We start from the raw sequence: 10,973 nt of genomic DNA on the forward strand, positions 1-10,973 counted from the left end.
CGCCTGAGAAATGTCACGCAGTGCATTTTTCAGGCGGCTCATTCCGTATGGCAACCCAAGGATTCCAAAGGGGATTATCCCCTTTGGCGGGGTGCAGGGGCAGCGCCCCTGCCCGCCGGAGGCACCCCCCGGCGTGTATTTCTAGAAGAACGCATCCATGATCTGGTCGATCTGGCGTTCGTACTGTTCCAGTGCGGTACCCATGAACGAGGGGTCGAGTCCCAGGAGTTCCCATGCGCCGTCCACGATACCGGGGATGACGTACATGCCGCCTTCCGCGACAGCCATGGCGTTGGCCATGTTGTCGGCCACGTGGATGATGGCCGGTTCCAGCGGGTTGGGGTAATTCATGGGGTCGTGATGGTTGTTGATCATTTCGCCGAGAGATTCCGGGAACTTCCATTCGCGCATCAGGATTCTGCTGACGTCGGTGTGGCAAAAGTCCATGGTTTCGCGTTCGGCTTCCACGAGCGGAATGCTGTTTTCGCGGGCAAAGAGCATGGCCTCGGTGCTGGCGTAGGGCAGGGTTTTGAACATGATGAGCCGCCCAACGTCGTGCAGTAGTCCGCCGATGAAGAACCGTTCGGACTGGAGGCCTTGCTGTTCGGACGCGAGGATGCGGGCGAAGATGCCGCAGCTGATGGAATGTCGCCAGAAGGTGCGCATATCCACGAGTTCGCGGGGGATGTCCTTGAAATAGCTGATGGTGGAGACGCCGAGGGCGAGTGTGGAGAGTTCGTTTCCGCCCACGAGCGCCACGGCGCGGCTGATGGAGTCGATGGTCGAGGGGAACCCGTAGAAGGGGCTGTTGACCAGTTTGAGCAGTTTGCTTGAAAGGCCCACGTCCGTGCTGACAACCTGCGCGATCTTGTCCGCGTTGCCGGATTCTGATTCCAGCACTTCGCGGATGCGGAAATAGATGTCGGGGAAGCTTTCGAGCTCCAGTTCGTGGGAGACGCACTGTTCCGGGCCGCCGAGGCCTTTGAGGAAGATGTCGTCCAGATGCTCTACCGAGACCGCGCGGCGGGTGTCGGTATCAGGCAGTTCCCAGCCGTTGCACACGGCCTGGCCGGTGCGCTCCAGCGTCAGGCGGTAAAGCTCCAGCACGGCGGGGTTGTCCGGGTTGGCGTAAAGGAAGAAGTCGCGCACATAGTCTTCGATGCGGGCGGTGTCCACCTGATCGGGGGTGCATTCGGCCCAGGCGTCGATCTCGCTGATGCCCATCTTGCGGATAAGCTCGATGTGGCGTTCCTCAAGCGTCACCCCCCGGGGCAGGAGCATTCTCCCGTCCGGGGTTATGAGGTCGGCGCCCAGGACCATGCCGGGCTTGATGTTGTCAATGGTACATATCGGCAAGTTGACCCCCGCTTGCTACTCTTTCCTGTAGGCTATGGCTCCCGGATGGAAGATCGGCTTGAACGCCTTGGAAACCTTGTGCAGGGACTCGGAGTGGCCCAGCATCAGGAATCCGCCGGAAACGAGGTTGTCGTAAAACGAGTTCACGACTTTCTTCTTCATGGCCTCGTCGAAGTAGATAATCACGTTACGGCAAAAAACTATATGCGACCGTGGAATTCGTTTCAAGGTGGCGGAGTCGTTCAAGTTCATGAGCTTGAAGTCCACCAGCTTGGTGACGGTGTCGTTTATTCGCCAAAGGTCGCCGTCCTGCTTGAAGTATTTCTTGCGCATGGCATCCGGCGTGGTCTTGAAGGCGTATTCGGGATACAGCCCCACGCGGGCCTTTTCGATCATGGCTTTGGAGATGTCGTTGGCAGAGATGCGGATGCGCCAGCGGGAAATATCGAGACCGAGCATTTCGTGCAGGATGATGGAGAGCGTGTAGGGCTCCTCGCCCGACGAACAGCCTGCGGACCAGATGCTCAGTTCCTTGCGCCCGGACTTCCGCTGTTCTTCCAGCACGTCGGCGAGGACGTGGTCGCGGAAGGCGTCGAGCTGCTTCATGTCCCGGAAGAAGCTCGTTTCGTTGGTGGTGACCATCTCGAACAGCCGGACCATCTCCTCGCGGCGGGAGGAGTCGAACTTGAGGAACTTGATGTAGTCGGCGAAACTGCTCAGGCTCAGTTCGGTCAGCCGTCTTCTGAAGCGGCTTTCGAACAGGTACTTGCGTTTCTCGTCAACGAAGATGCCGGTCTTGTCGTAGATGAAATCCCGCAGTTCCACGAATTCCGCATCGGAGATGCGGATGGAGTCCTTGCGGAGACTTATGCTGTTTGAGAACAGAGACATTAACTGCTCAACCTCTCGGGTTGTTTGCGTGGAACGGGGTTGATATACTCAAAGTAGCCTTTTGGGACGCGTGGTGTCAACGCGACGCCCCCGGGTTAGCTGTGTTCACGGTACTTGGCAAGCCTCGCATGCGTCCATACGGTTATTATGTGTTCTCATTACGTTCTCTTTTTGTTTCGGATGCAGTATGGAAGTGCCATTGAACGGAGGTGAATATGAGGCGGATGGACGCGGCGCGCGTGGTGGACGACCTCAACGCGCTTTTCGGCAGGCTCGGTCAGGACCCGGATGTCAATATCGGCGAAATCGTCGAGGCTGCCGGAAGGCTTCTGGGCGGCGCCTGCGCGCTCTATAACAGGCTGGACGCAAAAAGTCGTTCCCTGTGCGTGTGGAGCGGCTTCAATCTTCCGGCGGACCTGCCTGCAGAAGACGCGCCCAAGGGGCACATCTGCTATGAGGCCACCATCAAGGGCGGCGACCGGCCGGTGGTCATTTCCGATATTTCCAAGACCCTCTATGCCGAATCCGACCCGTATGTGGCCCGATACGGGCTTGAGTCCTACCTCGGATATCCGGTCAAGAGCGGCAACGAGCGGCTTGGTTCGCTTTGCGTGGTGGATGTGAAGCGGCGCGACTGGGGCGAGGACGAGGTGGATCTCATCTCCAGCCTTGCCAAGGCCGTTTCGCTGGAAGAAGAACGCAGGAGCGCTCTGGAACAGCTCAAGGCTGACCGCGCGCTGCTCGGGCAGGCCCAGAAGCTCGCACAGGTGGGCGGATGGGATTTCGACCCTGAGACCGGCAAGCTCGGCTGGACCGACGAGACCTTTCGGATTCACGACCTGCCTCCGGGCTACCCCCCCTCGCTCGACGAGGCGGAGCGGTTCGTGGTGGCCGAGGACCGTCCCCGCTTTCAGGCGGCGTTCAGCCGCGCCGTTGCCGACGGCGTTCCCTATGACATGGAGCTCAGGATGCGCACCCATCGCGGAGAGCTGCGCTGGGTAAGAAGCATCGGTGAACCTGTGTTCGAAGACGGCATGGTGCGGCGTCTGGTGGGTTCCATTCAGGACATCACCGTGCACAAGTCCATGCTGGACTCGCTCAAGCAGGCCAAGGAGGATGCCGAGGCTGCGGACAGGGCCAAGTCGGTTTTTCTGGCAAACATGAGCCACGAGGTGCGCACTCCGCTCAACGGCATCATCGGCCAGCTGCAGCTTCTCGGGCTGTCGGACCTTGCCGAAGAGGATCAGGGCCGCGTGGAGTCGGCGCTGCAGGCCGGAAGAAGCCTGCTGGGCATGCTCACGGACCTGCTGGACCTTTCGCTCATCGAGTCCGGAAAAGTCATGCTGGCCGAAGAGTCCATCGACATCAACGCGTTACTCGGCAACATCGCCGACGCCTTTCGCATGCAGCTGGACATGAAGGGCATCGACCTGCGTTTCAGCATTGATTCGCGTCTGCCCTCCGGTCTCTGGGGTGATGCGGTTCGGCTGCGGCAGATTCTCTTCAACCTCGTGGGCAACGCCATCAAGTTCACGGAGCACGGAGGGGTCACCGTCGACGTCTCCCCGGTCAGCCGTGCCGACGGCAGCGTTCGCGTGCTGTTCACTGTTTCCGACACGGGCATCGGCATCCCCGACCATGAAGTGAACGAGGTGTTTGCGCCGTTCAAGCAGTCTGAATCCCATTCCGGCCGCTCCGAAGGGGCCGGGCTGGGGCTCGGCATCGTCAGGCGGCTCGCCCAGATCATGCAGGGGGCCATCTCCGTGGAGTCGGAGGAAGGTGTCGGCACCTCGATTCACCTCTCCCTGCCGCTCAGGCTGCGGCATGAAGAGACGAAAGACGCGCCCGCGGGCGCACCGGACCTGCAGGGCCTGCGGCTGCTCATCGTGGAGGACACGCAGGACAACCTCGTGCCCCTGCAGACCTTCCTGACAATCAAGGGCGCGGAGGTGGACACGGCCAGAATGGCGGCCGAGGGTATCGAGATGTGCGGCAGACGCGACTATGATCTCGTTCTCATGGACATCAAGCTGCCGGACATGAGCGGCTGGACGCCGTCCGGACCCTGCGCCGTTCGGGATACACCAGCCCCATCGTGGCGGTGACGGCCTTCGCCTTCGAGCACGATCGCAAACGGTGCATGGAAGCCGGCGTGGACGCCTACATGACCAAGCCGGTGGATTTCACCGAACTGGTCAGCCTTATCGGCGAGGTGAGCCGGAGCTGACGAATGCGGTTCCATTGACGCATCAACACTGGTATCCTGCCCTGAACGGGAGAATTGCATGCGCTGGAACGCAGAACGTTACGAAACATGGTTCGACTCGACCGAAGGCCACGTTGCCCTGAATCGCGAGGCGCTGTTGCTGGAGACGATGCTCAAGGCCTGGCCGAGGCGCGGTAAGCGCGTGCTCGACATCGGCTGCGGGACCGGTATTTTTCTGGAGAAGCTCTGGGGAATGGGCTTCGACGTAACCGGGCTGGACAAGAGCCCGTCCATGTTGGAGGGCGCGCGAAAGCGGCTGCGGGGCAGGGCGACCCTGCACGTGGGGGACGGCACCCACACACCCTACGACGACAACGCGTTCGACTACGCCGTGATCTGGAGCGTTCTGGAATTCTGCGCCCGACCCGAGGCGCTGCTGGAAGAGGCCACGCGCGTTGCGGAAAAAGGCATCCTGATAGGTTTCCTCAACCGTTTCTCCCTGTACTACTTCCTCAATGTCCGGCGCAGCACCGGGACCATGAGCAACGCCAGCCTGCTGAACCCGCTTCAGGTTTCGGGTATGGCCCGCCGCGCAACGCAGCGCGCGCCGTCCCTTTCCCGCTCGGTGCTCCCCGGGCCGCTCTCCACATGGAAGGAGGGCCGTTTTTGGGGGCGCATAAACGACCGGGTCTACCCGTCGTGGGTCGGCGCTTTTTCCGCCATGCGCATAGACTTCGGCAAGCAGAAGCCACTTACGCCGCTTCTGTTGTGGAAGTCCGACGCCAAGGCCATGAAGGAGCCGCGCTGCGAGACCGGGGCGGCCTGTCGCAAGCAGGCTGGCGAAACACTGCAGATCAAGACCCGAAAGAACTGAGCGACACCCTGGAAAGGCCTCATGAAAAGAAGCGTTGTGTACCTGAAAATGTGCATGCTGCTCCTCGCAGTCGGCAGCGCCAAGGTTCAGGCGTTGGCGGACGCGTCGGGACGCTCTCCGGCGGAAATCCGGGCCATGCGCGAACCCGGCATGGGCTGGGGCGCATTGCCAGAGAGGTCGGCGTGTCACATTCGGTGCAGAGAAAGGGCAAAGACAAAAAATGACGATTTCGCGCCCGTGTCGACATCAAGTCGATGCGGGCGTGTTGCATAACAGGGGTTCCAAAGCGCCTCCAAACCGGATAGAGGCATTTGCGGAGGGCACATGATCACACCCGCAATGGAAGAACGATTCCGCAAGATTACTTTCGGTGTTCCCTGGAACATCGCGCTCATCACCGTCGGCTCCTGGCTTGTGGCCTTCGCGGTCAAGGCTATCGCCATCCCGCACGGGCTGCTCACCGGAGGCATGTCCGGTCTGGCCCTGCTGTTTTATTACGCCTTTGACGGACTGACCACCGGACAGTGGTATTTCCTGCTCAACGTGCCGGTGTTCGTGCTCGGCTGGGTCTTTGTCGGACGCCGATTCTTTTTCTACAGTCTTTACGGCATGGCCGTGTCCGCGGTCTTCATCGATTTCATCGACTACACCATGCCCATCGACGATGTCTGGCTGGCGGTGCTGGTCTGCGGCGGCATCCTCGGCGCGGGCGTTGGCATCTCCCTGCGCTCCCTCGGCTCCACCGGCGGGTCGGATATTCTGGCGGTCATCGGCAAGCAGCGCTTCAACCTCTCCATGGGTGCCTTCGAGTTCTGGTTCAACTTCCTGCAATTCCTTGCCGGATTCCTGTTCATGAACACCAACGTGGTGCTCTACTCCATCGCCATGGCCTTCGTCATCGCGGTGGCCATCGAGTACGTGATGAACATGTTCGGGGAACGCAAGATGGTCATGATCATTTCGGACAAGCCGCAGGAGATCATGCAGGGCATCTTCGACAGGCTCGACCGTGGAGCCACCATTCTTGACGGACGCGGCGGCTGGACCGGGGAGAAAAAGGAGATCGTCATGACCATGGTCACCAACGTGCAGGTCAAGCAACTGGAAGAGGTGGTCTACTCCGTGGACCCGGAAGCGTTCACCATAACCGGATCGGGATTCCACGTGGTGGGCAGCGGATTCTCGTCCAGAAAGCTCTACTAGCCATGCACAAGGTCATCGGGCTTCTTACGGATTTCGGCCTGTCCGACCCCTATGTGGGCCAGGTCAAGGCCGTGCTGGCGGCCCGCTGCCCGGACTGTCACGTGGTGGACCTCACCCATGGGGTGGAACCCTTCAACATCGCGCAGGGTGCCTTCTTTCTCGCGTCATCGGCCGGATACTTCCCCGGCGGTTCGGTGCTCCTCGGTGTTGTGGACCCCGGCGTCGGGTCCAAACGCAGGATGCTCGTCGCCCGGCAGGACGGCCTGACCTTCGTTGCTCCCGACAACGGCTTGGCCTGTCTTGCGCTGGATGCTGAGAAGACCGAGTTCTATCATGTACGCGAAGCAGGCGACCGCGCCTCATCCACCTTTCATGGTCGGGACATTTTCGCCCCCATCGCGGCCCGGCTCGCTTCCGGGGAGTCGCCGGAGTCTTTCTGCGACCGCGTTGAGCCCTCTGAAACCGTGCGCCCGCTCTGGAGCGAACCCTTGGTACGCAAGGGCCAGTGCTCGGCCCGCGTGCTGCATGTGGACCGCTTCGGCAACTGCGTGCTCAACCTGCGCGCCGGGGCGCTCGGCCCGCTCGACAACCTCAGAATACGCACCCCGCTCGGCCGAGAACTCCCGGCCGTGGATACCTATTCCGACCTGCCGCAAGGCGCGTCCGGTCTGCTTGAGGGGTCACAGGGTTTCTTCGAGATCGCGGTGAACCTCGGCTCGGCCGCGCGTGAGTTCGGGTTGTCCATGGGCGATGCTGTCTCGCTGGAGTGGGAAGCATGACCGTTATCCGCGACTTTCTGACAACGCTGGGCTTCCTGACCCGGCTTGCGCCGCCGCGTGTGGCCTCGGACGAGGAGATGCGCCGGACCATGCCGTGGACACCCGCCGTTGGGCTGGCACTGGGCATTGTGATCGCTCTGCCCTTTGCCCTTGGGCTGCTGGACGGCAGGCCGTGGGTGCAGGCATGGCTCGTGGTACTGGCCTCTCTGTGGCTGACGCGCGGTCTGCACTATGACGGCATCGCCGATGTCTGCGACGCCTTTACCGCGCACTTCGACCCGGAGCGGTTCTGGACGGTCATCAAGGACAGCCGCTGCGGCGCGTTCGGCGTGCTCGCGCTGGTGCTGGTCGTTGCAGGCCAGATCGTGCTTTTTGCGGACGTTCTTACGCACCACGCCGCGTGGGTGCTTGTCTGGCCCTTTGTGGCCGGACGCCTGAACTGCGTGCTCTTCGGGATTCTCGGAAAGGACTATGCCCGGCCCGGACTGGGCTCGCTCTTCTATGCCGGGGCGACCACCAATGCTGTTGCAGTCAACGTGCTTGCCGCATTCGCCGTCGGGGCCATGCTGCTTCCAATCAAGGGTATTCTGCTCACCTATGCACTGCTTGCCGTCACGCTCATCCCGCTGCACAAACTGGCAAAAGACGTATCCGGCGCCAACGGGGATTTCCTCGGCGCGAGCATCGTTCTCGGGGAACTGTCCGCCTTGTTGGGGATTGTTGTGGTCGGCTAGTCAGTCCGTGACGCAGACCCTGTTTCTGCCGGTCTGCTTGGCGTCATAGAGCGCCTCGTCCGCGCACTTGACCACGGTTTCCACGTCGGCCTCCGCCAAAGCCGTGCATCCGCCCATGCTCACGGTAACGCCGACCTTTTCATCACCGACCTCCAGCCAGCTCTGCTCCGCCAGCATCCTGATGCGTTCCCCCACGGTACACAGCCCGTCACGGCCGCTGCCGCCGAGAACGAGCATGAACTCCTCGCCGCCCCAGCGAAACACCGCATCCCGCTCCCGCAACCCTTCCTTGAGCGTCGAGGCGATCATTCGCAGCACGTCATCGCCCACGTCGTGGCCGTATGTGTCGTTGATCGCTTTGAAGTGGTCTATGTCCACGAACAGCACACCGTAAGGGATGCCGTCCACGGCGAGCTTGCGATGCGCGGAACGAAGCGCCTCCTCCGCGGCCCGGCGATTGCCCACGCCCGTCAGCTCGTCCATGAGCGCCAGAAGCCGGAGCTGCTCAAGCTCATGCTCGTGCGTCAGTCGCTTGCTGTTGTCGGTGAAAATCTCGACCGCGCCTTCGATCTGCCCAAACCTGTCCCTGAGCGGCGACACCCTGACCAGCACTGGCAGCCGGAAACCGTCTTTGTGGTGCAGGAACACTGCGGCCTCGCGCTGTTTTCCGTCAACAAGCGTCGCCTTGAGCGGACAGCCTTGCAGACACAACTGCTGTCCGTTGGCTGTCACATGGCGCAGCAGGTTGTCCGAACACCGTTTGCCGACAGCCTCTTCCGATGAGTACCCCGTAATCTGTTCGGCCGCGCGGTTCCAATAGACGATGGCCCCGGTGCGGTCCACCATGTAGACCCCGTCATAGAGCTGGTCGAGCATTTCGCGATATATGTCTGACTGCATCCTCTTTCCCTATGCCGCATGCGGGTTTGTGCCAATGATAATCAACGCCCTTGCGAAACATCCGACCTTACGGTAGGACTTCTCTCGATCCGATAGGGGTGTCCCGGCCGTGCCGGGACTGAGATCATACCCTTGGAACCTGATTCAGTTTGCACTGGCGTAGGGAAATCGGAAAGACCGGCTGCGGGCCGACCGGCTTGCGGCATCTTCTCCACACCATCCTGACGTTCGTGCCTCCTTGCATCTGCAATGAGGACGTCGCCTGTTCGGATCAGCGACGTCCCGCAACTATCCGCAATCGGAGGAAACGCATGTCCCTCAACGAAAAAGTCATCAGCGACGCAATCATCACCGAGTTCTACAACAAGTTCCGCGACAGCCTCGAGCTGGACGTGGCCATCGTGGGCGGCGGTCCGTCCGGCATGACCGCTGGTCTCAATCTCGCCAAGAAAGGCCACAAGGTCGCCATGTTCGAGCGCAAGCTCTCGCTCGGCGGCGGCATGTGGGGCGGCGGCATGACCTGGAACATCATCGTGGTGCAGGACGAATCCAAGCACGTGCTGGAAGACATCGGCATCCCCATGAAACACTGGGATGAGGAATACTGGACCTGCGACGCCGTGACCGCCACCACCACCCTTGCCTCCGCCGCAACCCTCGCCGGAATGCGCGTCTTCAACTGCATGAGCGTCGAGGACGTCTGCATCCGCGAAGAAAACGGCGAGAAACGCGTCACCGGGCTGGTCATCAACTCTTCCCCGGTTGAAATGGCAGGCCTGCACGTCGACCCGCTCGTCATCCACTGCAAGCACGTCATCGAGGCCACCGGCCACGACACCGAAGTGCTCAAGACCCTGTGCCGCAAGAACGACATCACCCTGAACACCCCCTCCGGCGCCATCGAAGGCGAACAGTCCATGTGGGCCGACGTTGCCGAAGCAAACACCGTGCGCCACACCCGCGAAGTCTTCCCCGGCGTATGGGTCGCAGGCATGGCCGCCAACGCGACCTTCGGTTCCTACCGCATGGGACCGGTCTTCGGCGGAATGCTCCTCTCCGGCGAAAAAGTGGCCGAAGAAATCCACAAAAAGCTCACCGAAGAAGGCTAGGGAGAGGGTGGCATGAAGCCTCGCTTCAATCTCTCCTGCTATCTGGTTACGGACCGCTCCCTCTGCAGGGGGCGGTCCCTGACCGACGTCGTGGCCGAAGCAGTGGCCGGAGGCGTGACCATGGTCCAGCTTCGCGAAAAGAACACCCCCACCCGCGACTTCCTCGCTCAGGCCCGCAAGCTCAAGCAAATCCTCGCGCCGCAAGGAATCCCGCTCATCATCAACGACCGCATAGACATCGCGCTCTCCATCAGCGCAGACGGCGTGCACATCGGCCAGTCCGACATGCCGTATAACGAAGCACGCCGACTGCTCGGCCCCGAAGCCATCATCGGCCTCAGCATCGATACCGATGAACAGGTGATCGAAGCCCAATCTCTGGACGTGGACTACCTCGGACTGGGACCGGTCTTCCCCACAAAAACCAAAAAAGACCATTCACCAGCCCTTGGTCTCGAAGGCTTTACCCGCAGGCGAAGCATGACCCGCCACCCGAGCGTGGCAATAGGATCCGTCACCGCCAAGTCAGCCCCAACACTGCGATCACTCGGCGCAGACGGAATCGCCGTGGTCTCGGCAATCTGCGCAGCTGATGACCCCCAAAAGGCTGCAGCCGAGCTGCGAGACGCTTTTGATGCCTCCGGCGGCCCTCCGGGGGCCTAAGAACCTTTTTGGCAAAAAGGTTCTGCTCTGCTGTCCTCATTCGTAAGGCTCGATGACTCGCCAACGACTAAGGCTAGGAATCTCCAAAAACTCTTGGTTGGGCGTTGCCCGCGCTGTTGGTTAACTGTCCGGGCTAGGCATTGGTCGGATTCAACGTAGGCTAGGTTATTAACCACTCATAAATTAACAGCCTTTCAAGTCCACCCCCCCCATACGGAATGAGCCGCCTGAAAAATGTCACGCAGTGACATTTTTCAG

At 61.0% G+C, this 10,973-nt stretch carries 9 protein-coding genes, 1 pseudogene and 1 riboswitch; of the genes and pseudogenes, 7 read left to right on the top strand and 3 right to left on the bottom strand.

The annotated features are described in order from the left end of the window. Positions 1-141 precede the first annotated feature (141 nt). A complete protein-coding gene (locus JCM12178_RS15140; protein ID WP_054652584.1) occupies positions 142-1,356 on the bottom strand; it encodes an HDOD domain-containing protein in 1,215 nt (404 codons plus the stop codon). 15 nt (positions 1,357-1,371) lie between these two features. After that, positions 1,372-2,247 carry a CheR family methyltransferase gene (locus JCM12178_RS15145; protein ID WP_054652586.1) on the bottom strand — a complete coding sequence of 292 codons (876 nt, stop codon included), beginning with the start codon at positions 2,245-2,247 and terminating at the stop codon, positions 1,372-1,374. A gap of 224 nt (positions 2,248-2,471) precedes the next feature. Between JCM12178_RS15145 and JCM12178_RS15150 the strand changes: the two are divergent. From JCM12178_RS15150 to JCM12178_RS15170, 5 genes and pseudogenes are all read left to right on the top strand, one after another. Further along, positions 2,472-4,474 (top strand): annotated as a pseudogene (locus tag JCM12178_RS15150) (GAF domain-containing hybrid sensor histidine kinase/response regulator). Positions 4,475-4,532: 58 nt separating this feature from the next. Next, entirely contained in the window at positions 4,533-5,327 is a 795-nt protein-coding gene (locus JCM12178_RS15155) for a class I SAM-dependent methyltransferase (RefSeq protein ID WP_054652589.1), read from the top strand. Positions 5,328-5,651: 324 nt separating this feature from the next. Then, entirely contained in the window at positions 5,652-6,530 is an 879-nt protein-coding gene (locus JCM12178_RS15160) for a YitT family protein (RefSeq protein ID WP_054652591.1), read from the top strand. A 2-nt stretch (positions 6,531-6,532) separates the two neighbouring features. Beyond that, complete coding sequence (locus JCM12178_RS15165) at positions 6,533-7,309, top strand: SAM hydrolase/SAM-dependent halogenase family protein (RefSeq protein WP_054652593.1); 777 nt, start codon at positions 6,533-6,535, stop codon at positions 7,307-7,309. Next, positions 7,306-8,043 (top strand): adenosylcobinamide-GDP ribazoletransferase, encoded by a 738-nt coding sequence (locus JCM12178_RS15170; protein WP_054652595.1) that lies wholly within the window; start codon positions 7,306-7,308, stop codon positions 8,041-8,043. Before JCM12178_RS15165 ends, JCM12178_RS15170 begins: the two co-directional genes overlap by 4 nt. On the opposite strand, the gene JCM12178_RS15175 is transcribed toward JCM12178_RS15170, so the two are convergent. Then, positions 8,044-8,943: a sensor domain-containing diguanylate cyclase gene (locus JCM12178_RS15175; RefSeq protein ID WP_054652597.1), complete on the bottom strand. Its 900-nt coding sequence runs from the start codon at positions 8,941-8,943 to the stop codon at positions 8,044-8,046. It lies immediately after the preceding gene. 84 nt (positions 8,944-9,027) lie between these two features. Next, a riboswitch (TPP riboswitch) is annotated at positions 9,028-9,127 on the top strand. 127 nt (positions 9,128-9,254) lie between these two features. Between JCM12178_RS15175 and JCM12178_RS15180 the strand changes: the two genes are divergently transcribed. Both JCM12178_RS15180 and thiE read left to right on the top strand, forming a co-directional pair. Beyond that, positions 9,255-10,052, top strand: coding sequence for a sulfide-dependent adenosine diphosphate thiazole synthase (locus tag JCM12178_RS15180; RefSeq protein ID WP_054652598.1), 798 nt, complete (start codon positions 9,255-9,257; stop codon positions 10,050-10,052). 12 nt (positions 10,053-10,064) lie between these two features. Then, positions 10,065-10,715, top strand: coding sequence for a thiamine phosphate synthase (gene thiE, locus JCM12178_RS15185; RefSeq protein ID WP_054652600.1), 651 nt, complete (start codon positions 10,065-10,067; stop codon positions 10,713-10,715). The last annotated feature ends 258 nt before the right edge of the window (positions 10,716-10,973 follow it).

It is taken from the genome of Salidesulfovibrio brasiliensis JCM 12178 (genome assembly GCF_001311825.1).
GTDB lineage: Bacteria > Desulfobacterota > Desulfovibrionia > Desulfovibrionales > Desulfovibrionaceae > Pseudodesulfovibrio > Pseudodesulfovibrio brasiliensis.